Raw genomic sequence first — 23,491 nt, 5'->3', positions numbered from 1 at the left:
CCCTACTTCCGCTTCCGGGTCTGCTGGCCCAGTCCCATCTTCTTGGCGAGTTGCGATCGCGCCACCGCGTAGTTCGGCGCCACCATCGGATAATCGGCCGGCAGCCCCCATTTGTCGCGATATTGCTCCGGCGTCATGTTGTACTGGGTGCGCAGATGGCGCTTGAGCGACTTGAAGCGCTTGCCGTCTTCGAGACACACCAGATATTCCGGCGTGATCGACTTCTTCATCGACACCGCAGGCCTGGCCGGCTCGCTCGGCGTGTCGCTGCGCCCGCTCGACACCCGCAGCAAGGCGGCGTGGACCTGGCTGATCAGGTTCGGAATATCCGAGGCCGGCGTCGGATTGTTGCTGAGATAGGCCGAAACGATGTTTGCGGTCAGCTCGACCGGCGTTTTGCCTGAGATATCGGACATGGCTCAATCTTCCCCGTGCTAGCCCGTCCTATTCGTGAGAGTGCTTTTTTTAGTCCGATTGATGTGGCCGCACATCTGCTCTGACGAGGCGCGCGGGATTGCCTTCGGCTTTTCACCGCCTGACGACCCGTACTTTGCAACGCGCTTGAGGGATGGGTTGGGCGAACGGGGGGCGGACGCCCCGCCGGTCAAGGACCGAGCGGCAGCAGCGCGCCTGGCAAGCCGCGGATCAGGTCGGCTTCGGGACATGCCGCGGCAAACGCAAGGCGAATGCGGCTCGTGGTCTCGACGACACGGGCAGCGAGTTTCAAGAGACGAAGACGCAGCGTCGCGAACTCGGCTGTGGCCAATTCCCGGGCTTTGGGAATCGCGTCGCGCACGGTCAGCATCAGCCAATAAGCGGCGGTGTGGAGAACGAGGCGGACTTGATTGGCGAGCGCCGAACGGCAGCTGGTGCGATCGGAGGCGAGCTGTGTCTTATGCAGCTTGATCAGATTCTCGGCTTGGCCGCGCGCGCAATACAGGCTGTCGTAGATCCACTCGGCCGAGCCGACATCGAGGCTGGTGACGACGAAACGGATGTCGAGGCCGAGCATCGTCGCCTCAATACGGGCGACGGTACGCCGTTCGCGATCCCAGGACTTGGCCTTGTGGCGCGTCTCGGTATAGCCACGCAGAACCGGCAGGTTCTCGATGGCGCGTCGCGTGCGGATGTCGTCGGCGGCCTCGTCGAGTTTTCTGGCGAGCGGCTTGGTGCCGGACAGACCGAAGATGTAGTCGATGCCGTTGGTCTCGCACCACGCCATTGCCTCCGGCCGGGCATAGTGCCCGTCGCCACGGAACGTAATTCGCGTGTTGTGCCACCGCGTCCGGATATGCCGTATCAGGCGGCGCAGATGGGCACGCACCTCGACGCCGCCCGGCGTCTTGCCGGGCCGCAACACGACCGCCACGGGCCGGCTCTTCTCCGTGTCGTAGACGTGGATCGGCAGGAAGCAGCGTTCGTCATAATGAGCGTTGAACAGCGAGAGCTGCTGATGGCCGTGGACGACATCGCAGGTATCATCGATGTCGAGCGTGACGGATGCCGGCTCGCGCGGGTAGCTATCCATCCATGCGTCGACCAAAGTGTAGGTCAGTCGGATCACGTCGCGCAGGCGCGGAGCATTCTCCAGCCGCGACAGCGTCGGTTGGGAACACAGATCGCGACCCGTGTCCGGCAGCCGTCCGCAGGCCAGCTTGAATGCGGGATCGGACCGCAGATGATCGAGGTCGTCGGCGTCCTCGTAGCCGCAGCAGATCGCGAACATGCGCGCGCGGAACATATCGACAAGGCTGTGCACGACCCGCGTCGGATCGCGCCGATCCGGGAACACCCGGGCCAAATTGTCGGCCAAGCCGAGACGCCGCTCGGCCATCGCCAGAAGCATCACGCCCCCGTTCGAGGTCAGCCGACCGCCATCGAAGGCAGCTGTGACTTTCTTGGCGTGAACGGCTGGAAACGAGAAGGGCAGAATCGTATCATCGGTCATGGCGGGCCTGGCGTTCGCGGTTGAGGTGATGGGGTTGGCTTTGCAACCGAATCCTACGCCGCATCAGCGCTTTACACCACGCTCGCCAGCCTCTCAGGCGCACTCTGACGAATAAGACGGGCTAGCGACGGCCCGGCGCCCACCGGACAGTATCCATGTGCAGCAATACATAAATGGAATCGCGTACTACTTGGCGAATATGAGCGGATTGCAGCAAGCCTGACAAGAACGGCCGAATTTTAGGCTTCGCGCCGGCGGCTCGCAAGTATTGGCGCGGATCTACGGCCGCTGCTCGAGATGCGACCTGAGCTCGTCGATCGAGGCGAACCGCATCATGCCCTCGGGCATCTGCGCTTCGATCGATCCGTCCGAATAGAGCGAATAGGCCATGCCGTCGACGACGCCCGATTTGAGCACGGTGACCGGGGGCTGCTCCTGCGGCGCCGGCGGATGGCCTGATGACGGCGACGGCGACGGCGCGGCGGCGGCCGACTGGGTCTCGCCGAAGGTTGACGGCCGGGGCGTACGCCGCGGGGCGACATCGACCGATCTCGGTCGCTCGGCCTTCGGCCAGGCATCGTCGAAGGTTGCCGGCGCAGCCTCGGCCGCAGCGGAAGGATTTGGACGCAGTTCCGGCGACAACAGATCCGGCGTGAGCGGCTCGGCAGCAGCGCGCCCCTGGGTCCTGTCGCGCTCCTTCCGCGAGGACGAGAACAGCAGGTTGCGCCGCTTGGGCGGCCCTTCGCCGTCGGTGGGCGTTGCGCCCGGCGGCGGCAGCTCGCCAGACGCGCCACGCTGGGGGATTTCGTCGTGCCAGGGCGGTGGCGCCGCGGGCGCGGATGGCTGGACCGATGGAGCGAGCGGCGGAGGCGCCGCGACCTTTGGCTCACGCGGCGGCGGGAACACCGGATCGTCGGGAGCGTTGCGCGGGGAAGTTGCAGACGGCGACGGGCCCCCGGACCGGATACCCGTGGCAACAACCGCGTCGAGCCGTCCGCCCATGGCCTGGAGCTCGCGTACGACCGCGGCGAGGCCCAGGACGATCGCGCCCGAGCATACACCGGTCACGCCGACCAGGATCATGGTGCTGCCGAAGCTGAACTCCTTGTCCTGGATTCCCAAGCCGACCGCCGCCAAGCCTGCCAAAACCAGGCCCGCACCGACGACCAACAGACCAACCTTCATCGAACTAACCCCCGGGAGACCCGACCGAAAATCGGCGCGAGCCACCGACGCCACGATACCGTCATAGTGCCCACACCGCCAACCGCCAATTGTAGGTAGAGTTCCCTAACATCCCGCTTAACCAGCGCTCCGCGCGGCAGATCGCGCTCCCAACGACTGCGCCGCAGCACAGCTCCCGTAAATTTACTGACGACGAATTGCTGCCAATATATTGCAATGCATCTGGGAAATTACGCCACAATTACCAATTACTTGGAAACGGAACTGCGCTATGGATGCCGGGGAATGAGGCCCTAAAGCGCCAAACAGGGCCACAGGCACGCCGGTACCACTAGCTATGTCATCGATTACGACGTCTGCATTCGAGGCGCCTGCGCGGCGCTCGATGGAGAAGACCTGCGACGATCTCGCATTCCTCGTCCTCGGCGTGGTCGCCGTGGTCGCCGGTCTCACATTCCGCGATTACGGCCTGGGCTGGGACGATTACACCCACGCTGAATACGCCGACCTGCTGCTGCGCATGTACGGGTCCGGGTTCAAGGACACCGGCGCGCTGTCGTTTGCCAACCTCTATATGTACGGCGGCGGCTTCGATATGGCAGCTGCCCTGCTGCACAAGATCATCCCGCTCGAACTGTTCGAGACACGCCGCCTGCTCGGCGCGATCGTCGGCGTGATCGGCCTTGCGGTCACCTGGCGCCTGGCGCGCCGCGTCGGTGGTCCGCTGGCGGGACTGGCGGCGCTCTTGCTGCTGGCGCTGTGCCCGACCTTCTACGGCCACATGTTCATGAATCCGAAGGATGCGCCGTTCGCCGTGGCGATGGTGATCCTGATCATGGGCCTCGTCCGCCTGATGGAAGAATATCCAGCGCCCTCGCCGCGCACGATCCTGATCGTGGGCTTAGGGGCCGGCCTGTCGATCGGCTGCCGCGTCCTCGGCGGGCTCGCATTGATCTACGCCGTCGTCGGCTTCGCTCCGCTGTGGATCGAGGAACTCCGCAAGCAGGGCGCGCGCGAGGCCACCCATCGCTTTGCCCATGTCATCTATGTGCTGCTGCCGGGGCTTGTGTTCGGCTATCTCGTGATGGGCCTGATCTGGCCGTGGTCGATCATGGAGCCCGGGCATCCGTTCGAAGCGGTGACCTATTTCTCGCACTTCTTCGAGAAGCCGTGGAAGGAGATGTTCGACGGCGCGCTGGTGTCGGTGCCGGACATGCCGTGGTCCTATCTGCCCACCCTGTTCGCGCTGCAACTGCCCGAAGTGCTGCTGGTGCTGCTGACCGCAGCCATCGTCATCACCTTCATGTCACTGTCGCGCACCGAGGTGCCGGCGAAGCGCAAGTCGATCATGCTGATGCTGACGCTGGCGGCGACGCTGCCGCTGGTGATCGCGATGGTGAAGCGGCCGGCGCTCTACAACGGCATCCGCCATTTCATCTTCGTGATCCCGCCGATGGCGGTGCTCGCCGGCGTCGCATTCGCCCGCGGCATGGATTGGCTCGGCGAGAACCGCCGCGCCTGGCAGCCTGCGGCGCTCGCCGTGTTCGCGTTCGGCCTGCTGCTGCCGTTCAGCGAAATGATCCGCCTGCATCCCTATCAGTACACGCACTTCAACCACATCGCCGGCACGGTGCGGACCGCGGACAACTTCTTCATGCTGGACTATTGGGGCCTGGCGCTGAAGCAGGCGTCGGACGGGCTGCGTGAGCAGTTGGCGGAGCGGCAGGAAGTGCCGCCGCAGCATCGCAAGTGGAAGGTCGCTGTGTGCGGACCGCAGCGCCCCGCGCAGGTCGCGCTCGGGCCCGACTTCACGATAGGCTGGGACAGCAATGCCGCCGACTTCGCCATGACGCTCGGCGAATTCTACTGCAAGGGCCTCACCGCCCCTGTGATGGTCGAGATCAAGCGCGACGACGTCGTGTTCGCCCGCGTCTACGACATCCGCGGCCGCAGCATCTCGAGCCTGCTGGCGATCCCGGCGCCGTAGCGCGCGATACCAGGACCGCCTGGAGCGTCTTCGAGCGAAGTGGACGCCGGTTCGTGTGAAGAGAACGCGTCAAGACAAAAAGCTAGAGCTTCGGTTCTGATTCAATCGCAACCAAAAATGCTCTAGCCTCGCGTGGCACGTTTTGTCGTGCCGGCCTTCGAAGCCGTCGCCTTCCGCGCCTGCTCGATCAGCAGCTGCGCAGCCGGATGAAGCAGCCGGTGCTTCAACGTAACGATGGCGACCGGCAAGGGCTTTCCGAGCGACACCGGCAAGCCCGTTAGAGCATTTTCCGATCACGTTGCGTCGTAACCAGCCGCGACGAGATAATTTTGGCATTCCTCGGGTGAGAAGCGCTTGAGAGCGTTGGCGATTGCTTGCCAGAGATCGGGCATGGTGCGCGCTGCGGCGGCCCGCAACAGGGCTTTCAGTTTAGAGAAGGCCATTTCGATCGGGTTGAAGTCTGGACTGTAGGGCGGAAGATAGAGCAGGCTTGCTCCGACCGCCCGGATGGCCTCTCGAACGCCATGGACCTTGTGAGCGGGCAAGTTGTCCATGATAACGGTATCGCCCGGCCGCAGCGATGGGGCGAGCAATTGCTCGACGTAGGCCAGGAAAGCGTCGCCATCCATTGGACCGTCCAGAACAAGCGGCGCGATCAGACCGTCGGAGCGCAATCCAGCGGTGAATGTCGTCGTCTTCCAATGTCCGTGTGGGATAGCTGCACGACATCGCTCGCCGCGTGGCGAGCGGCCGTAAAGCCGCGCCATTTTGGTGTTGGCGCTGGTTTCGTCGATGAAGACGAGACGCTCAGGGTCAAGATCGATTTGCCCTTCGAACCACTCCTCACGCGCGGCATTTATATCGCCGCGCCGTTGCTCGGCGGCGTGCGCTGTCTTTTTTTAAGTGTGATCTTTCTGCGCTGGAAAAAACGCCAGAGCGACGCGATGCCAGTCGATATTCCACGACGTTTCAACAGTTCTCGCAACTCGGCGAGCGTGATATCCGGCTTCGCTGTCACTGCCTCCAGAATCAATTGCGAATGCGCTTCGATGCGCTGCGATTTGCGGTCACCGCCCTGGCGTTTAGGAACGATGTCGCCAACTTCCTTGAGGCGACCGCGCCAGCGGATCGCACTGGCCGCGCTGACACCAAAGCGCTCAGCAGCCTGTCGACAGGACATGCCACCGTCAATCGCGGCTATCACCCTTTGACGAAGATCAACCGAAAGCGCCCTGGCCATACATGCTGGCCTCCCTCGCCAGCATGCAGCTTGAATCTGACTCGCGCCGTTTTGGGAATCCCCACCCGATTCATTCCGGTCGGAAAATGCTCTAGCGACCAGCGTTCGGCATTGAACTGCAGCAATGAAGCCGGCACCGGTGTAAGATACTGACCGGTCGCCATCAGTTGCATGCGCAACTGCATCGAATAGGTCGTGACGCCCAATCGCGGCACCGGAAGTCCCTGCGCGCTGAACGCACCGCTCACGAGGTCGCGCACCGCCGTACCCGGCGGCGCAAGAATCCAGGATTCATCGGTCAGATCCCCGAGGGTGAGCTGCCTGCGCCGGGCGAGACGATGATTCGTGCCGGCGGCAACCACGATTGGCTCGTCATAGAGAACGTCGACCTTCAGATCGTCGTCGCGCACCGGGCCGGAAATACGACCAAGCATCATGTCGACCTTGCGCTCGCGCAACTCGCGAAATTCCATCGCAGCCGTATTCGCCTCGAGGACGTGAACGACAATGCGTGGATATTGCGCGGCGAGTCCGGCAATGACGGCCGAAAGAAGCCCGCCGGAGATATAGGATTCCGACGTTCCGACCCATACCTCGCCCTTGCCGGGATCGGACAGAAACTCGATGTCCTTGATTCCCTGCGCCAGCGCGTCGAACGCCTCGGTGCCGCGCCGGAGCAGCGCCTCGCCATAGGCGGTCGGCGACACACCGCGCGGCGAACGCTCGAGCAAGCGGACACCGAGCGCGGCTTCGAGATCCGCGATGGCCTGCGAGATCGCCGGCTGGGTGAGCCGAAGCTCCGCAGCCGCCTTCGCCATGCTGCCAAGCTTGGTGACCGACGCCAGCACATGCAGGTCGCGCAGCCGAAGCCGGCGGCCGATGCGCTGTTCCCAATCCGTGAGTTTCCCAACCATCAGATGTTATTATACCCCTATGCGATATTTCGCCATTCTGATTATAGCCCTGTCGTACCAAGGTGACGGCCGTTGAGCACCAACATGCTCGCCCCTCTCGACGGAGACCGCCATGACACCGACTTCGAAATTCGCGTGCGTCACTTCCGCGGCCGTTAGCCTCGGCTTCCTCGCGTTGTCCGGCCTGCACGCACAAGGCACGGCTTCTGCGCCCGCCTATGTCGTCAACGAGGTCGACGTGACCGATCAGGCAGGCTTTGCCACTTACGCCAAGCGGCAGGGCGAACTGATCGACAAATTCGGCGGCCGCTTCCTGGCGCGCGGCGGGAAGGCCGAAGCCGTCGCCGGAACTCCGCTGCCGCATCGTATTACGATCTATATCTTCGACAGCCTGGCAAAGGCGCAGGCTTGGCACGATGCGCCCGAGCAAGCGGAGCTCGCGGCGATCCGCGACAAAGCCGCGAACTTCCGGTCCTTCATTGTCGAGGGCTGCTCGGCCTGCAAGCCGCCGGCCAGCTGACGATGACCCGGGGCCGTCGACCAGACGGCCCCGTTGCGCGGGAGCAGCACAATGTCTGATCTGAAGCCCCTCGCTATCGAGAGACTGACGGGCGACAGCGCAATATCCATTGCGGCGATCGAGCGGGAGTTGGGTTTCGTGCCTGACCTGATGCGCGTGCTCTCGCATTCGCGGGCGGCCCTGCACGGCTACCTCGCACTGCGCGCCGCCTTGAAGGACGGAGCGCTGCCGGCAGCCTTGCGCGAACGGATCGCCATTGCGGTCGCCAACACAAACGGTTGCAACTCCTGCCTTGCCAACCACCGCCACCTTGCGCGTTGCGCCGACGTTAGCGATCAGGAGCTCGATGCGGCAACAGCATTCGGCTCGCGGGACCGGGCTGCGGCCGCGGTCTTGCGGTTCACCAAGGCTGTGATTGCTGCGCGCGGCGGTGTCGATGCCGTGGAGTTCGCGGCCGTCCGCGACGCGGGATTCGGCGACGCCGAGATCGTCGAGATCGCTACGGTGATCGGCGCGAACATGCTGGCGAACTTCGTCAACAATCTCGCACATTCCGCGCGAAACGCCGCCGACGCATGACTGCCACCCCGCCCGTGCCTTGCTGGGGGAAGCACACGGGGCTATCCTTCCCAGACAACCAATATTCACGGGAGATCCCACCCATGTCGCCGGCCGAAGCACGCTTGAAGGAAATTCCGTCCGGCATGACGGACGCGGAGTGGCAACAGCGGGTCAATCTCGCCGCCTGCTACCGGCTGGTCGCGCTCTACGGCTGGGATGATCTGGTCGATCCCCACATCTCGGCCCGCGTGCCCGGACCGGAGCATCACTTCCTGATCAACCCCTACGGGCTGATGTTCGACGAGATCACCGCCTCCAGCCCGGTCAAGGTCGACCTCGATGGCAACCAGCTCTCGCAGAGCGACTACAGCATCAACCCGGCCGGCTTCACCATCCATTCGGCGATCCACGAGGTGCGCGAGGACGCCGGCTGCGTGCTCCATCTGCACACCGTCGACGGCACCGCGGTATCGTCGAGCCCGGAGGGACTGCTGCCGCTGAACCAGACCGCGCAGCTCGTCACCCACGACCTCGCCTATCACGACTATGAAGGCATCGCGCTCGATCACGACGAGCGCCCGCGCCTGCAGCGCGATCTCGGCGGCAAGAACCACATGCTGCTGCGCAATCACGGCACGCTGACGGTCGGCCGCTCGGTCGCATCCGCCTTCGAGCGGATGTACCATCTGGAGCGCGCCTGCTCGATGCAGGTGGCGACCCGCGCACTCGGCCCGATCGCCTATCCGGTCGAGGCGGAGGCGATCGACAAGAACACCGAGCTCTTGTCCAACCCGGACCGTGCCGAGCTGCGCTCGACCCAGCTGGTCTGGCCGCGGCTGCTGCGCAAGCTCGACCGGGTGAACCCCGGCTATCGCGATTGAAATTTCACAATCTTCGGGTAAACTGTTCGCCAACACCCTCTGCACGTTCAGAATCAAAACGCCGCCCAATTCCGGGCGGCGTTTTTACGTTCAGGGTGCCTCGCGCTATTTGGCGTCGGCGAACGCCGCCAGAATCCGCGCCCAGGAGCGGATGCCCTTGTGGTAGCTCTTGAGGTCGTACTTCTCGTTCGGCGAATGGATGTTGTCGTCGTCGAGCCCGAAGCCGACCAGCACGCTGTCGAGGCCGAGCGTGCGCTTGAAGTCGGCGACGATCGGGATCGAGGCGCCGGAGCCGACCAGCAGCGCATCCTTGCCCCATTCATCGGTCAGCGCGCGGCGGGCGGCCGCGAGCGGCTTCATGTTCCAGTCGAGCGCGATCGCCGGCGCGGAGGAATGATCGGTGAACTCGGCCTTGCAGTCCGCCGGCACGCGCGCCTTCACGTAGTCGCGGAACGCCTGGCGGATCTTCTCGGGATTCTGTCCCTCGACCAGGCGGAACGAGACCTTCGCTGACGCCTCGGCCGGGATCACCGTCTTCGAGCCCTCGCCGGTGTAACCGCCGACGATGCCGTTGATGTCGCAGGTCGGGCGCGAGGACACCTGCTCGATCAGGAGCCGGTCCTTTTCGCCGGCCGGCAGCGAGAGACCGATCGGCTTGAGGAAGCTGTCCGGCGTCAGATTGAGCTGCTTCCACTGCGCCAGAATGTCCGGCGGCAGATCCTTCACGCCGTCATAGAAGCCGGGGATGGTGATGTGGCCGTTCTCGTCATGCAGGCCGCCGAGGATCCGCGTCAGCACGCGGATCGGGTTCTGCGCGCCGCCGCCGAACACGCCGGAATGCAGGTCGCGGTTGGCGGCCTTGATCTTGACCTCGTCATAGACCAGGCCGCGCAGTGAGGTGGTGATCGCCGGCGTGTTGGGGTCCCACATGCCGGTGTCGCAGACCAGTGCGAAGTCGGCCTTCAGGTCATCCTTGTTGGCCTCCAGGAACGGCACGAAATTCTTCGAGCCGATCTCCTCCTCGCCCTCGATGACGATGGTGATGTCGACCGGCAGCGATCCCGTCACGTTCTTCCAGGCGCGACACGCCTCGACAAAGGTCATCAGCTGTCCCTTGTCGTCCTCGGCACCGCGCGCGACGATGATCTTGCGCCCGTCGGCATGGTCGGTCACCACGGGCTCGAACGGCGGACGGTGCCAGAGATTCAGGGGATCGACCGGCTGCACGTCGTAATGGCCGTAGAACAGCACATGCGGACGGCCGTCGGTCGAGCCGTTCAGCTTGCCGACCACGGCCGGATGGCCCGCCGTCGGCCGCACCTCGGTCTTGAAGCCGAGGGTTGCGATATCCTTGGCGAGATGATCGGCGGCCGCCTTGCAGTCATTGGCGAAGGCCGGATCGGCCGAGATCGATTTGATCCGCAGGAGCGTGAACAGCCGCTCCAGACTGTTGTCGAAATCGGCGTCGATGCGGTCGAGGACGGGCTGCAGCTTGGCATTGGACATCGCGGATATCCTATTGGTTGGACGTTGCGCCAACTTGTAGCGCGCCGGCCGGCGGAGGCAAAGCCGCTCGCCCGCGCCGGCCGGAGCGGCGCGATGCTATCGGCGCAGAATTCCGCCGAGCGCGCCGCGCACCAGTGCACGGCCGATCGAGCCGCCGACCGAACCGCCGACCGACTTGCCGAGATCGGCAACCACGCCGCCGATCACCTTGTCGGTGACCGAGCGCGTGACGTTGCGCGCGATCACCTGCCCGGTCGAGAGCCGGCCGCGCTTGACATTGGTGCCGAAGATCGTGGCCGCGATCGAGCCGATCTGGCCGAGGATGCCGCCCCCTCCGCTGCCATCGCCACCATCCGCCGGCGCAGCCGCCGCCCCGGACAGCCGCTTCTGGATGATCTCGTAGGCGGATTCGGCGTCAACAGCGGTGTCGTATTTGCCCTTCACCGGGCTCGCATCCATGATCGCCTTGCGCTCCTCGGGCGTGATCGGCCCGATCCGTGCCGACGGCGGCCGCACCATAATGCGCTCGACCATCGACGGCGTGCCGCCGCCCTCGAGGAACGACACCAGCGCCTCGCCCTTGGCGAGCTCCATGATCACCCGCGCGGTGTCGAGCTTCGGATTAGGGCGGAAGGTCTGTGCGGCCGCGGCGACCGCCTTCTGGTCGCGCGGCGTGAAGGCGCGCAGCGCGTGCTGCACACGGTTGCCGAGCTGCGCCAGCACCTTGTCCGGCACGTCGATCGGATTCTGCGTGACGAAATAGACGCCGACGCCCTTGGAGCGGATCAGCCGCACCACCTGCTCGATCTTGTCCATCAGCGCCTTCGGCGCGTCGGTGAACAACAGATGCGCCTCGTCGAAGAAGAACACCAGCTTCGGCTTCGGCAGGTCGCCCGCCTCCGGCAATTCCTCGAACAATTCCGAGAGCATCCAGAGCAGGAACGTGGCGTAAAGCCGCGGGCTCTGCATCAGCTTGTCGGCGACGAGGACGTTAACCATGCCGCGGCCTTCGCGGTCGGTCCGCATGAAATCCTTCAGCGTCAGCGCCGGCTCGCCGAAGAACTTCGCGCCGCCCTGGTTCTCGAGCACCAGGAGCTGACGCTGGATCGTTCCGACCGTCGCCTTGGAGACGTTGCCGTAGCCCTGGGCCGCCTTGCGGATCGGCGCCAGCGGATCTTCCTCGTCGTCGGCCGCTTTCTTGCTGCCGTTGGGCGCGATCGCATCCAGAAGCGCACGCAGATCCTTCATGTCTATCAACGTGAGGCCGTTCTCATCGGCGACACGGAAGGCGACATTGAGCACGCCCTCCTGCACGTCGTTCAGGTCGAGCATCCGCGACAGCAACAGCGGCCCCATTTCGGTGACGGTGGCGCGCACCGGATGGCCCTGCTCGCCGAACACGTCCCAGAACACGGTCGAGAACTGATCCGGCTGGAACGTCAGCCCCATGTCCTTGGCGCGTTTGACGATGAAGTCCTTGGCCTCGCCGATTTCGGAGATACCGGAGAGATCGCCCTTGATGTCGGCTGCGAAAACCGGAACGCCGGCGCGTGCAAATCCTTCGGCCATGACTTGCAGCGAGACGGTCTTGCCGGTTCCGGTTGCGCCGGTGACAAGGCCATGCCGGTTGGCCAGCGCCAGCGTCAGCCATGCCGTCTCCTCGCCCTTGCCGATAAAAATCTTCTCGTCCGTATCGGCCAGTGTGTTGTCGGAGGTCGCCATCGCTTCGCCTCTTCGCGCAGATTAGATTGGTTCGATGTCGAACCCGGTTCGGTGTCGAACCCGGTTCGATGTGTCGAACCTATGCCATCATATTGCATCTTGCAGGTCGATTGAAACCATCGACGCGTGCCGACGTAGATTGTCGCTTCACCAGTTCCTCATACTTTATTCCCGGCCAAGTGACGAAAGGCATTGCGCATTGCGACAAGATAGTGTGAATCCGCCGCTCACTCTTGCAGCGAGGCAACAGTCACGGCGCGATCGAAAAAGAAAACGAACTGAAATGCGCGGATCGCTTGAATTTCGTGACACAGGCGCTCAAGATAAATCCTCAAGAACGATCCGGCTAAAGCCGGTTGAGGCGGGGCAATATGGACGAATTGGTTGGACGGCTGGCCGCGAAGGCCGGCATCGATGGTGCTGTCGCTGAAAAAACCATCGGCATCGTTCTGGGTTTCCTCCGTAACGAGGGACCTTCCGACAAGGTCCAGGCTCTGATCGACCAAATCCCCGGCGCCGAAGCGGCGATTGCCACCGCCAACAACAGCGGTGGTCTATCGCGGTTGATGGGTGGCGGGCTGATGGCCGTCGGCACCCGGCTGATGGCGCTCGGATTGAGCATGAGTGAGATACAGAACGTCGCGCGTGAACTTTTTAGGTTTGGCCGCGACAAAATCGGAGCGGATCAAATGGGCGAGATCATCTCGGGGACGCCGGGCCTCAGCCAGTTCGCCTGAAGCATTTTCCCAACGCCTTTTGCGCGTGCGCTCCCTTCTACCTGCATACGAGTATCATGACATACCCCCTCTCCGAGATCGAAGGCCTGTCCGCCTATTGCGCCAACAAACTGAAATCGCAGGGTATCCGCACGACCGAAGCGCTGCTTGAAGCCGCCCGCACCGTCAAGGGACGCAAGGAGCTGTCCGCCAAGACCGGGATCAGCGAACAGCAACTGCTCGAATGGGCCAACATCTCCGACTACATGCGGATTCCCGGCATGGGCAAGGCGAAGGTAGGGCTGGTCCGCGCTGCCGGCGTCACCACGGTGCGCGAGCTCGCCCACCGCAACCCGTCGCGGCTGGCGCAGAGCATGAAGGACGCCAATGTGAGGCGGAAGCTCGTCCGCGTGATGCCGTCGGAGAAATCGGTCGAGCTGCTGATCGAACAGGCACGCAAGCTGCCTCCGAAAATCACCTATTAGGGTGACCTATTAGCCTTCCTTAAAGGCACTCAGCGGCCGCCGGCGCCCACGCATCCCTGCGACATCTTGACTTGCCGCTGTCGTCAGCGCAAAGCCACCGCATGATGGCGACCAAGCCCATAGCATCGGCGGGGGCCGGCACGGCCGTATCAGCGGTGCTGCCGGCGCTATTGTCGATGCCCTATCCGGCCGTGATGGGCATCCTGAACGTGACGCCGGATTCATTCTCCGATGGCGGACAGTTCGTCGCACCCGAGCAGGCGCTGGCGCAGGCCCGCAGGCTGGTCACCGAGGGCGCCGACATCATCGACATCGGCGCGGAATCCACCCGTCCCTACGGCTCGCAGCCGGTCTCCGCCGATGCCGAGATGGCGCGGCTGAAGCCGGTGCTGGCCGAGGTGATCGCGCTCGGCGTGCCGGTCTCGATCGACAGCATGAAATCGGAGGTCGTGGCCTGGGCGCTCGATCAGGGCGCTGCGATCGCCAACGACGTCTGGGGCCTGCAGCGCGATGCCGGCATGGCGTCAATGGTCGCCGCGCGCGGCGTGCCCGTGATCATCATGCACAATCGCGAGCAGGCCGATCCGGCGATCGACATCATGCGCGATATCACCGCCTTCTTCGAGCGCTCGCTCGAGATTGCCGCGCGCACCGGCATTGCCGACGACCGGATCGTGCTCGATCCCGGGATCGGCTTCGGCAAGACGCCGGAGCAGAGCATGATGGCGCTGGCGCGGCTCGCCGAGCTCGACTGCTTCGGCCTGCCGGTGCTGGTCGGCGCCTCGCGCAAGCGCTTCATCAGCACGGTCGTGCCTGCGGAGCCGCAACAGCGGATCGGCGGCTCGATCGCCGCGCACCTGATCGCCGTGCAGAATGGCGCCCGCATCATCCGCGCGCATGACGTCGCGGAAACCGTTCAGGCGCTGCGGGTGGCCGCAGCAATCAAGGGACAGCAATGACCGACACGATCTTCATTACCGGGATCGTCATCCATGCCCGCCATGGCGTGATGGAACATGAGACCGAGGTCGGGCAGCGCTTCGTGATCGATCTCGAGCTCTACACCGACCTCTCGGAATCCTCGCGTACCGACCGCCTCTCCGACACGGTCTCCTATTCCAACGTGGTGGCGACCGCGACGTCGGCATTCAAGAACACCAACTACAAGCTGCTCGAGCGCGCCGCCGGCGCGGTGGCCGACGACATCCTGGTCACCTTCCCGCGCGTCAGGGCGGTCAAGGTCACCGTGCACAAGCCGCATGCGCCGATCGCCGCGATCTTCGACGATGTCGGCGTGGTGCTGACCCGCTCGCGCCATCCAGCGCCGCATTCACCGCCCCATGGGTGACCCCCGATGGCTGATGTCCTGATCGCACTCGGCGGCAATGTCGGCGACGTCCGCACCACGTTTCGCAAGGCGATCGCAAATATCTGCGGCATGACGCAGGCGGCGCTGTTGGCGCGCTCGTCGGATTATTCGACGCCGCCCTGGGGCGAGCAGCAGCAGGACAGCTTCATCAATGCCTGCATCGAGATCGAGACCAGCCTCGATCCGCATGCGCTGCTGTTCACGCTGCACAAGATCGAAACCAAGTTCGGCCGCGACCGCAAGAACGAGCAGCGCTGGGGCCCGCGCACCCTCGACCTCGACCTGATCGCCTATGACGACGTCACACTGAACAAGCCGGAACTGACGCTGCCGCACCCGCGCCTGTTCGAGCGCGCCTTCGTGCTGGTGCCGCTGGCCGAGATCGTTCCGGACCGCATCATCGCCGGCCGCCGCGTCGCCGACGCGCTGGCCGAGGTCTCCGCCGACGGTATTTTCCGTCTAGCGGACCTCGATTAAAGCCAAACCACCTCAAACAACCGTTTGGCTTGGCCGCCCGCCCGTGGCAATTTCCGGCCAAATCAAGGGACCCCTCGCGGGGCCGGTGAAGGATATTCTGGGCGGATGACGACCTCGACTGACGACTTGCCTCTGGCTTCGGATTTTGCATCGGCGACCTACGACGACTGGCGCAAGCTGGTCGACGGCGTGCTGAAGGGCGCCCCGTTCGAGAAGCTGGTCGGCAAGACCTATGATGGGCTCAAGATCGATCCGATCTACCGCCGCGCCACCAACACGGGCCCGCTTCCGGGCCGCGCCGCTGCGGCCCCCTGGCAGATCCTGCAGCGGGTCGACCATCCCGACGCCGCGCAGGCCAATGCGCAGGCGCTGGAGGATCTCGAGAATGGGGCGACCGGCCTCGAGTTCGAGTTTGCCGGCGGTCCCGGCGCGCGCGGCTTCGGTCTTGCCGATGCCAGCAAGAAGACCCTGGCGCGGGCCTGCGGCGGCATCCATCTCGATGCCGGCATCATGATCGCGCTCAACCCGGTGCTCGGACGCGAGAACGCCGGCGAGACCTTTGCCGACATGGTCGAGGCCCGCAAGCTCGATCCGGCCAAGCTCGACCTTCATTTCAATTACCAGGCGCTCAGCACGGTTGCGGTGCGCGGTGCCGCGCCCGGCGCCTGGGCCGACTACGAAAAGCCGTTCGGCCAGGTCGTCAACGGGCTGATCAAGCGCGGCTTCAAGGGACCGTTCGTGGTGGCCGACGGCCGGCCGGTGCATGATGCCGGCGGCTCGGAGGTGCAGGAACTGGCCTTCACGCTCGCGCTGGGCCTCGCCTATCTGCGCATGCTGGAGGCCGCCGGGATCGATCTCGATGCGGCGCGCGCGGGCGTCTCGTTCCGCCTCAGCGCCGACGCCGACCAGTTCCTGACCATGGCGAAATTCCGCGCGCTGCGACGCCTTTGGGCAAGGATCGAAGAGGCCTGCGGCCTTAAGCCGAAGCCGATCTTCGTCAACGCGCAGACGGCCTGGCGGATGCTGACCCAGCGCGACCCCAATGTGAACCTGCTGCGCGCCACCATGGCGACCTTTGCCGCTGGCCTCGGCGGCGCCAACGCGATCACCGTGCTGCCGCATACGCTGGCGCTCGGCCTGCCGGATGATTTCGCCCGGCGCGTGGCGCGCAACACGCAGCTCGTGCTGCTCGAGGAATCCAACCTTGCAAAAGTCTCCGACCCCGCGGCGGGTTCGGGCAGCATCGAGACGCTGACCGCGCAGCTTTGCGAGGCGGCGTGGACGCTGTTCCAGGAGATCGAAAAGGCCGGCGGCATCTTCCCGGCACTCCAGCAGGGGCTGCTGCAGAACAAGGTCGCCGCGACGCGGGCCCAGCGCGAAGCCAATGTGGCGAAGCGCCGCGACGTGCTGACCGGCGCCAGCGAATTCCCCAACCTGCACGAGGCCGACATCGCGGTGCTGGATGTGAAACCGGCAGCGCTGGCTGCCAAGGTCGATGCCAAGATCAAGTTCGATTCGCTCGCGCCGATGCGGCTTGCCGAACCGTTCGAGGCGCTGCGCGACAAGTCGGACGCCGCACTGAAGGGGCGCGGCGCCCGGCCGAAGGTCTTTCTCGGCAATCTCGGCACAGCAGCTGATTTCACCGCGCGCGCGACGTTCGCAAAAAGCTTCTTCGAGACCGGCGGGATCGAGGCCGTCGACAGCGAGGGCTTTGCCGATGCGGCGGCGCTTGCCGCGGCCTTCAAGGCCTCGGGCGCCGCGATGGCGTGCATTTGTTCCTCGGACAAGGTCTATGCCACGAGCGCCGCTGACGCCGCCAAGGCCCTTCAAGGCGCCGGAGCAAGGCATATCTATCTGGCAGGGCGGCCCGGCGACCAGGAGGCGGCGCTGCGGGCCGCCGGCATCGGCGAGTTCGTGTTCGCCGGCGGTGATGCGCTGGCGACGTTGCGCGAGGCCTATCGGCGGATGGAGCAGGCATGACGGCAGAAGCACCATCGACACACGTCCTGACCGGCGGTTGCCAGTGCGGCGCCGTCCGCTTTGCGGTCACGGGCGTCCCGGCCAAGATCAGCATCTGTCACTGCCGGATGTGCCAGAAGGCCTCCGGCGCGCCGTTCGCTTCCTTCGCCGATATCGAGCGTGAGAACTTCACCTGGACCCGCGGCAAGCCGGCCGCGTTCAAATCCTCCTCGATCGCCGAGCGCGACTTCTGCGCCGCCTGCGGCACGCCGCTCAGCTTCCGCCGGATCGACGGTCCCCGCATCGAGATCATGACCGGCACCTTCGACCGGCCCGACCGGGTGATCCCGACGCAGCAATTCGGAACCGAGTCCCGGCACGGCTGGGTGGTCGGCATCGCCAATCTGCCCAGCCAGACCACGATGCAGAACTATGGACCGGAGAAGATGGCGACCATCACCAGCCACCAGCATCCGGACCATGATTGAGAGGCAGGTTGCGCGTGAGCAAACGATGATAGACTCTGCCTTAGAACTTGTCGGGTTGATATTGGGGTCTTTCTTGCGGTTCGATAGCAAGATCAGACCTCCGACGAAATTGAGCGAAGATGTGACCGACGAAGAGAGGTTCAAGGACGAAGAGAGGTTCAAGGACAGGGTTGAACGGAATCCAGGATTCCGCGATCCCGTCTACAAGCAGAACCTGCAAAGGTTGATCGAGCGAAGCCGAGAGTTTGAGGACTGCAAGGAATGACCCGGATTCCCAATTTCGCTGATGTCGCGTTCCAGCCCGTCGCCGCAGGTGCACCGGCCGGAAACGCCGAGCCGTGGCTGACGCCGGAGGGCATTCCGGTGAAATCCGCCTACAGCGAGGCCGACCTCGAAGGCATCGATTTCCTCGAGACCTGGCCCGGCATCGCGCCCTATCTGCGCGGCCCCTACCCGACCATGTATGTCAACCAGCCTTGGACCATCAGGCAATATGCCGGCTTCTCCACGGCGGAGGCTTCCAACGCCTTCTATCGCCGCAACCTTGCCGCGGGACAGAAGGGCCTGTCGGTCGCGTTCGACCTCGCCACCCACCGTGGCTATGACTCGGATCATCCGCGCGTCTCCGGCGACGTCGGCATGGCCGGTGTCGCGATCGATTCCATATACGACATGCGCACGCTGTTCGCCGGCATCCCGCTCGACCAGATGAGCGTGTCGATGACCATGAACGGCGCGGTGCTGCCGATCCTCGCGTTGTTCGTTGCCGCGGCCGAGGAACAGGGCGTGCCGCCGGAAAAACTGTCGGGCACCATTCAGAACGACATTCTGAAAGAGTTCATGGTGCGCAACACCTACATCTATCCGCCGGCGCCATCGATGCGGATCATCTCCGACATCTTCGCCTACACCTCGCAGCGGATGCCGAAATACAATTCGATCTCGATCTCCGGCTACCACATGCAGGAAGCCGGCGCGACGCAAGACCTCGAGCTCGCCTATACGCTGGCCGACGGCGTCGAATATCTGCGCGCCGGGCTTGCCGCGGGTCTCGACGTCGACCGCTTCGCGCCGCGGCTGTCGTTCTTCTGGGCGATCGGCATGAACTTCTTCATGGAAGTCGCCAAGATGCGCGCGGCGCGGCTGTTGTGGGCCAAGCTGCTCAAGCAGTTCAACCCGAAGGACCCGCGCTCGCTCAGCTTGCGCACGCACTGCCAGACCTCGGGCTGGTCGCTGACCGCGCAGGACGTCTTCAACAATGTGATGCGCACCACGATCGAGGCGATGGCGGCAACGCAAGGCCACACCCAGTCGCTGCACACCAATGCGCTCGACGAGGCCTTAGCGCTGCCGACCGATTTCTCGGCGCGCATCGCCCGCAACACCCAGCTGTTCCTGCAGCAGGAAAGCGGCACCAACCGCATCATCGATCCCTGGGGCGGCTCCTACTATGTCGAGCGGCTGACCCGCGATCTCGCGCAGAAGGCCTGGGGCCACATCCAGGAGGTCGAGGAACTCGGCGGCATGGCCAAGGCGATCGAGGCCGGCGTGCCGAAACTGCGGATCGAGGAAGCCTCCGCCAAGAGCCAGGCCCGGATCGATGCCGGCCGCCAAGCTGTTATCGGCGTCAACAAGTTCAAGCCGGAGAACGAGAAGCCGATCGACGTGCTCAAGGTGGAGAACTCCACCGTGCGCCGTTTGCAGATCGACAAGCTCGGCCGGCTCAAGAAGGAGCGCAACCAGAAGGACGTCGATGCGGCGCTCGCCGCGCTCACCCGCTCGGCCGGCGAAGGCAACGGCAATCTGCTGGCGCTGGCGATCGACGCCGCGCGCGCCAAGGCCACCGTCGGCGAGATTTCGGACGCAATGGAAAAGGTGTTCGGCCGCCACCGCGCCGAGATCAAGTCCATCACCGGCGTCTACAAGCGAGAGGCAGCGGCGATGTCCAACAAGGTCGAAAAAGTGCAGGCCCTGATCGACGCTTTCGAGGAGGCCGAAGGGCGGCGTCCCCGCATCCTGGTGGCAAAAATCGGCCAGGACGGTCATGACCGCGGCCAGAAGGTGATCGCATCCGCCTTTGCCGATGTCGGCTTCGACGTCGATATCGGGCCGCTGTTCGCAACCGCCGACGAAGCCGCCCGCCAGGCGGTCGAGAACGACGTCCACATCCTCGGCGTCTCCTCGCTCGCCGCGGCGCATCTCACCGCAGTACCCGAACTGAAGGCCGCGCTGAAGAAGCACGGCCGCGAGGACATCATGATCATCATCGGCGGCGTGGTGCCGCCGCAGGATTACGACGCGCTCTACGCCGCCGGGGCTGAAGCAATCTTCCCGCCGGGCACCGTGATCTCCGATGCCGCAGAGGAGCTGATCCGCAAGCTCAACGCGCGGCTCGGCCACAGCGAGGCGGCGGAGTAGCGCTGCCGCGTCCCCGTCCACAAGACTCGTCATGCCCGGGCTTGTCCCGGGCATCCACGTCTTTGGTTCTAACGGAAGAAAGACGTGGATGGCCGGGCCAAGCCCGGCCATGACGACGCGGAATTGGTGGCTCCAGAACCCCACCAGCGTTATACGCGATTGCCTGCCCTCCGAAGGGAGTTCTCCATGCGCGCCGCGCGGCTCGTGACGCCGGTTCACTTGCTTTGCCTTGCCAGCCTGCTGGCCTGCCTCTGGCTTCCCGCGCGCGCCGCCGATCCCACGCCGGACGCCACGATCAAGACCGCGAGCATCGAGGCCAACGTCTATCTCGACGACAAGATCAAGGCCGATCCAGCACTGGCGGCCGATTGTCTCGCCGAGGGCAAAAAGTGGATCGACAAGAACGCCGCCGAGGCGGCTTCCGCGCGGAAGGATGAGCCTGACCTCTTCAAGGACCGCGGCGGCTATTCGTTCGAACGCAAATATTCCGTGCGCTCCGTCGTCGACGGCCGCTATGTGAGCGTGCTGCGCGACGACTACATGGACACGCTCGGCGCGCACCCGAACACCGACGTCAACACCATCCTGTGGGATACGACGGCGAAGAAGCGCATCAGCATCCGTCCCTTTTTCACCGAGACGGCAGACAACGGCCCGACCCTGACGGCGATGCGCAAGGCCATCGTCTCGGCGCTGAACGCCGAGAAGAAGCGGCGCGGTGCCGGCGAGACGGCCACCGCCGAGTGGTACAAGGAGCTGAAGCCGACCCTGCTCAAGATCGGCGCCGTGACGCTGGCGCCGTCGACCGAAGCCGGAAAGAGCTCCGGCCTGACCTTCCACTACCCGCCCTATGCGGTCGGCCCCTACGCCGAAGGCCAGTATGTCGTCTTCGTGCCGTGGGAGACGCTGAAGCCGTATTTGACGCCGGAAGGCGCCAGCATCTTTGCCGGCGCGCGGCCGAAGGGCGATGCGGACGATCAGCAATAGGCGTCATCAACAAGCCTCGCTGGCGCCACTCCGCGTTCCCCTCGCCTGCAATGGCCAGCCGTTGTAAACCAGTGCCATGACCGCGTCGAAGCCTGCCTCCCCCGACATCCGCGCCCTCGCCAAAGACCTTCGCGCCGGCCACCGCGCCGCGCTGGCGCGGGCGATCACGCAGGTCGAGAGCCGGCGCGGTGATCACCAGGCGGCGGCGCGCGAGTTGGTGCAGGCGCTGCTGCCCGACACCGGCAAGGCGGTGCGGGTCGGCATCACCGGCTCGCCGGGCGTCGGCAAGTCAACCACGATCGATGCGCTCGGCATGTTCCTGATCGAACGCGGCCACAAGGTCGCGGTGCTGGCGGTCGATCCCTCCTCGGCGCGCACCGGCGGCTCGATCCTCGGCGACAAGACCCGGATGGCGCGGCTCGCCGTCTCCGACCAGGCCTTCATCCGCCCCTCGCCCTCGTCGGGCACGCTCGGCGGCGTCGCGGCAAAAACCCGCGAGGCGATGCTGTTGTGCGAAGCAGCCGGCTTCGACGTGGTGCTGGTCGAGACCGTCGGCATCGGCCAGTCCGAGACCGCGGTCTGCGACATGACCGATTTCTTCCTGGCGCTGATGCTGCCGGGTGCCGGCGACGAGCTGCAGGGCATCAAGAAGGGCCTGGTCGAGCTCGCCGACATGATCGCGATCAACAAGGCCGATGGCGACAACCTCAAGCGCGCCAATCTCGCCGCCGCCGACTATCGCAGCGCGCTGCACATCCTGGCGCCGCGCTCCGAGCACTGGCATCCGCCGGTCGAGACCTACTCCGCGCTGACCGGCGCCGGGCTCGACCGGCTCTGGCAGAAGATCCTCGATCACCGCACCGCGATGAACGCCTCCGGCGAATTCGAGGCCCGCCGCCGCGAGCAGCAGGTGAAGTGGATGTGGTCGATGCTGGAGGGCCGCATGATGGCGCGGCTGCGCGCGGACGCTGCGATCCGCGCCAGGGTGAAGAAGATGGAAGCCGAGGTCGCCGCCGGCCGCATCTCGCCCGCGGTCGCCGCCGAACAGATCGCGGAGATGCTGCATTGAGCGAGAAGCTGCGCATCCTCCTCACCGGCTTCGGGCCGTTCCCGGGTGCGCCGTTCAACCCGACCATGCCGCTGGTCAAGCGGCTCACCACGCTGCGCCGCCCGGCGTTCGACGATGTCGCGCTGACCAGCCACATCTTCCACGTCACTTATGCTGCCGTCGATCGCGAATTGCCGGAGCTGATCGCAACGCATCGCCCGCAGGCGCTGTTGATGTTCGGCCTCGCCGGCCGCACCTGGCATCTGCGGATCGAAAGCCGCGCCCGCAACGCGGTGACGACCAGATTTCCCGATGCTGGCCGCCAGCATGCCCGCAAGGGATCGATCGAGGGCGGCGCCGATGCGCAAATGTTCGGGCCGCACAGCGAAAAGCTGCTGCGTGCCGCGCTGGCCACCGGCATCGATGCACGGCTGTCGCGCGACGCCGGCAGCTATCTCTGCAACTATCTGAGCTGGCGCGCGATCGAGGCCGTGAACGGCAACAATGGCCTGTACCTCGCGCAATTCATCCATGTTCCGCCGCTTGCGCATGACGGAACGGCTGCATCAGGCAGATCACAGATCACGCTGGAACAGCTCGTCGATGCCGGCGAAGCCATGCTGCTGGAGCTGGTGAAACTGACCCGGCAGGCCGCGCGCGCGTGAGCGCGGACAGGTCTCGAACCGAGTGCGGGCGCGGGGTCCGCATCCTCTCCGTTTTGGCTCGATCGTGCCGCACTTCTTGCAGGTGTAAAGGTCTCGCAGGTGGGCGTGCAGTCGTGACCCGCGCTAATGCGCCAGCTTGCACCGAGCTTTTCGTGGCGGAGCTCGCAAAGGAACGGCTAACCACGTTGCGACGGCTGCATATGTGAGGCATGGGAAGGTCAATCAACCAATGGTAGCATAGCGTTTCTTTGGATCAATCAAAGAGAGACGACCGTGACTGGAATGACCAAGCCTCGCTTTCGATTTCTGTTAGGTGCTCTGTGGATCATTCTCGTCGGTGCTCTCGTCGTATGGTTCACGCTCGTCAATGCACCGGGCGGTGGTTCGCCGTCCTGGGTGGTTAGTCTGATTGTGT

23 protein-coding genes are annotated in these 23,491 nt (G+C 64.7%); 15 read left to right on the top strand and 8 right to left on the bottom strand.

The window, feature by feature from the left end; all coding sequences use genetic code 11:
• Positions 1-2: 2 nt before the first annotated feature.
• The 3 genes from HAP54_RS30050 to HAP54_RS30040 form a co-directional block, all read right to left on the bottom strand.
• On the bottom strand, positions 3-416 hold the full coding sequence (locus HAP54_RS30050) for a MucR family transcriptional regulator (protein WP_166293705.1): 414 nt from the start codon (positions 414-416) through the stop codon (positions 3-5).
• 188 nt (positions 417-604) lie between these two features.
• Entirely contained in the window at positions 605-1,948 is a 1,344-nt protein-coding gene (locus HAP54_RS30045; protein ID WP_166204320.1) for an IS1380-like element ISBdi2 family transposase, read from the bottom strand.
• Between the two features lie 279 nt (positions 1,949-2,227).
• The gene (locus HAP54_RS30040) at positions 2,228-3,133 is read right to left on the bottom strand and encodes a DUF308 domain-containing protein (protein WP_166293703.1); all 906 of its coding nucleotides are present in this window, start codon (positions 3,131-3,133) and stop codon (positions 2,228-2,230) included.
• A gap of 337 nt (positions 3,134-3,470) precedes the next feature.
• On the opposite strand from HAP54_RS30040, the gene HAP54_RS30035 reads away from it, so the two are divergent.
• Positions 3,471-5,120 (top strand): glycosyltransferase family 39 protein, encoded by a 1,650-nt coding sequence (locus tag HAP54_RS30035; RefSeq protein WP_166293701.1) that lies wholly within the window; start codon positions 3,471-3,473, stop codon positions 5,118-5,120.
• A 122-nt stretch (positions 5,121-5,242) separates the two neighbouring features.
• Here the strand turns inward: HAP54_RS30035 and HAP54_RS30030 are convergent, their stop codons facing one another.
• From HAP54_RS30030 to HAP54_RS30020, 3 genes are all read right to left on the bottom strand, one after another.
• Positions 5,243-5,386: a hypothetical protein gene (locus HAP54_RS30030; protein WP_166293699.1), complete on the bottom strand. Its 144-nt coding sequence runs from the start codon at positions 5,384-5,386 to the stop codon at positions 5,243-5,245.
• 27 nt (positions 5,387-5,413) lie between these two features.
• Positions 5,414-6,360, bottom strand: a protein-coding gene (locus HAP54_RS30025) for an IS630 family transposase (RefSeq protein WP_166293531.1) whose coding sequence is annotated in 2 segments (ribosomal slippage) — positions 5,414-6,021 and positions 6,021-6,360 — 948 coding nt in all. Because the reading frame shifts where the segments join, the coding sequence is not laid out codon by codon here.
• The gene (locus HAP54_RS30020; RefSeq protein WP_166293697.1) at positions 6,321-7,274 is read right to left on the bottom strand and encodes a LysR family transcriptional regulator; all 954 of its coding nucleotides are present in this window, start codon (positions 7,272-7,274) and stop codon (positions 6,321-6,323) included. The genes HAP54_RS30025 and HAP54_RS30020 overlap by 40 nt, the downstream gene beginning before the upstream one ends.
• A 112-nt stretch (positions 7,275-7,386) precedes the next feature.
• Between HAP54_RS30020 and HAP54_RS30015 the strand changes: the two genes are divergently transcribed.
• The 3 genes from HAP54_RS30015 to HAP54_RS30005 all read left to right on the top strand — a co-directional run bounded on the left by HAP54_RS30015 (position 7,387) and on the right by HAP54_RS30005 (position 9,236).
• Positions 7,387-7,794 (top strand): DUF1330 domain-containing protein, encoded by a 408-nt coding sequence (locus HAP54_RS30015; protein WP_166293695.1) that lies wholly within the window; start codon positions 7,387-7,389, stop codon positions 7,792-7,794.
• 51 nt (positions 7,795-7,845) lie between these two features.
• Positions 7,846-8,373 carry a carboxymuconolactone decarboxylase family protein gene (locus tag HAP54_RS30010; RefSeq protein ID WP_166293693.1) on the top strand — a complete coding sequence of 176 codons (528 nt, stop codon included), beginning with the start codon at positions 7,846-7,848 and terminating at the stop codon, positions 8,371-8,373.
• Between the two features lie 83 nt (positions 8,374-8,456).
• A complete protein-coding gene (locus HAP54_RS30005) occupies positions 8,457-9,236 on the top strand; it encodes a class II aldolase/adducin family protein (protein ID WP_166293691.1) in 780 nt (259 codons plus the stop codon).
• Positions 9,237-9,341: 105 nt separating this feature from the next.
• Here HAP54_RS30005 and HAP54_RS30000 read toward each other — a convergent pair whose 3' ends face one another.
• Together HAP54_RS30000 and HAP54_RS29995 are read right to left on the bottom strand one after the other, a co-directional pair.
• A complete protein-coding gene (locus tag HAP54_RS30000) occupies positions 9,342-10,742 on the bottom strand; it encodes a M20/M25/M40 family metallo-hydrolase (protein WP_166293689.1) in 1,401 nt (466 codons plus the stop codon).
• A 96-nt stretch (positions 10,743-10,838) separates the two neighbouring features.
• Positions 10,839-12,464, bottom strand: coding sequence for a helicase HerA-like domain-containing protein (locus tag HAP54_RS29995; RefSeq protein ID WP_166293687.1), 1,626 nt, complete (start codon positions 12,462-12,464; stop codon positions 10,839-10,841).
• Positions 12,465-12,835: 371 nt separating this feature from the next.
• Here HAP54_RS29995 and HAP54_RS29990 point away from each other — a divergent pair, with 371 nt between their 5' ends.
• From HAP54_RS29990 to HAP54_RS29940, 11 genes are all read left to right on the top strand, one after another.
• Positions 12,836-13,201 carry a hypothetical protein gene (locus tag HAP54_RS29990; protein ID WP_029082072.1) on the top strand — a complete coding sequence of 122 codons (366 nt, stop codon included), beginning with the start codon at positions 12,836-12,838 and terminating at the stop codon, positions 13,199-13,201.
• 56 nt (positions 13,202-13,257) lie between these two features.
• Positions 13,258-13,665 carry a DUF4332 domain-containing protein gene (locus HAP54_RS29985; protein ID WP_166293686.1) on the top strand — a complete coding sequence of 136 codons (408 nt, stop codon included), beginning with the start codon at positions 13,258-13,260 and terminating at the stop codon, positions 13,663-13,665.
• Positions 13,666-13,766: 101 nt separating this feature from the next.
• Complete coding sequence (gene folP / locus HAP54_RS29980; RefSeq protein WP_166293684.1) at positions 13,767-14,624, top strand: dihydropteroate synthase; 858 nt, start codon at positions 13,767-13,769, stop codon at positions 14,622-14,624.
• A complete protein-coding gene (gene folB / locus HAP54_RS29975; RefSeq protein ID WP_166293682.1) occupies positions 14,621-15,013 on the top strand; it encodes a dihydroneopterin aldolase in 393 nt (130 codons plus the stop codon). Before folP ends, folB begins: the two co-directional genes overlap by 4 nt.
• A 6-nt stretch (positions 15,014-15,019) precedes the next feature.
• Entirely contained in the window at positions 15,020-15,511 is a 492-nt protein-coding gene (folK, locus tag HAP54_RS29970; RefSeq protein ID WP_166293680.1) for a 2-amino-4-hydroxy-6-hydroxymethyldihydropteridine diphosphokinase, read from the top strand.
• A gap of 105 nt (positions 15,512-15,616) precedes the next feature.
• Positions 15,617-17,491, top strand: coding sequence for a methylmalonyl-CoA mutase family protein (locus HAP54_RS29965; protein ID WP_166293678.1), 1,875 nt, complete (start codon positions 15,617-15,619; stop codon positions 17,489-17,491).
• Positions 17,488-17,958 (top strand): GFA family protein, encoded by a 471-nt coding sequence (locus HAP54_RS29960; RefSeq protein WP_029082078.1) that lies wholly within the window; start codon positions 17,488-17,490, stop codon positions 17,956-17,958. The genes HAP54_RS29965 and HAP54_RS29960 overlap by 4 nt, the downstream gene beginning before the upstream one ends.
• Positions 17,959-18,219: 261 nt before the next feature.
• Positions 18,220-20,376 carry a methylmalonyl-CoA mutase gene (gene scpA / locus HAP54_RS29955; protein WP_166293676.1) on the top strand — a complete coding sequence of 719 codons (2,157 nt, stop codon included), beginning with the start codon at positions 18,220-18,222 and terminating at the stop codon, positions 20,374-20,376.
• A gap of 186 nt (positions 20,377-20,562) precedes the next feature.
• On the top strand, positions 20,563-21,363 hold the full coding sequence (locus HAP54_RS29950) for an RsiV family protein (protein WP_166293674.1): 801 nt from the start codon (positions 20,563-20,565) through the stop codon (positions 21,361-21,363).
• Positions 21,364-21,439: 76 nt separating this feature from the next.
• Complete coding sequence (meaB, locus tag HAP54_RS29945; RefSeq protein ID WP_166293673.1) at positions 21,440-22,432, top strand: methylmalonyl Co-A mutase-associated GTPase MeaB; 993 nt, start codon at positions 21,440-21,442, stop codon at positions 22,430-22,432.
• A complete protein-coding gene (locus tag HAP54_RS29940; protein WP_166293671.1) occupies positions 22,429-23,076 on the top strand; it encodes a pyroglutamyl-peptidase I in 648 nt (215 codons plus the stop codon). Before meaB ends, HAP54_RS29940 begins: the two co-directional genes overlap by 4 nt.
• Positions 23,077-23,491 lie beyond the last annotated feature (415 nt).

Source organism: Bradyrhizobium sp. 2S1 (assembly GCF_011516625.5).
GTDB classification, from domain to species: domain Bacteria; phylum Pseudomonadota; class Alphaproteobacteria; order Rhizobiales; family Xanthobacteraceae; genus Bradyrhizobium; species Bradyrhizobium septentrionale.
The sequence above is the reverse complement of the archived record's forward strand: the minus strand, read 5'-3'. Positions and strand labels throughout refer to the sequence as shown.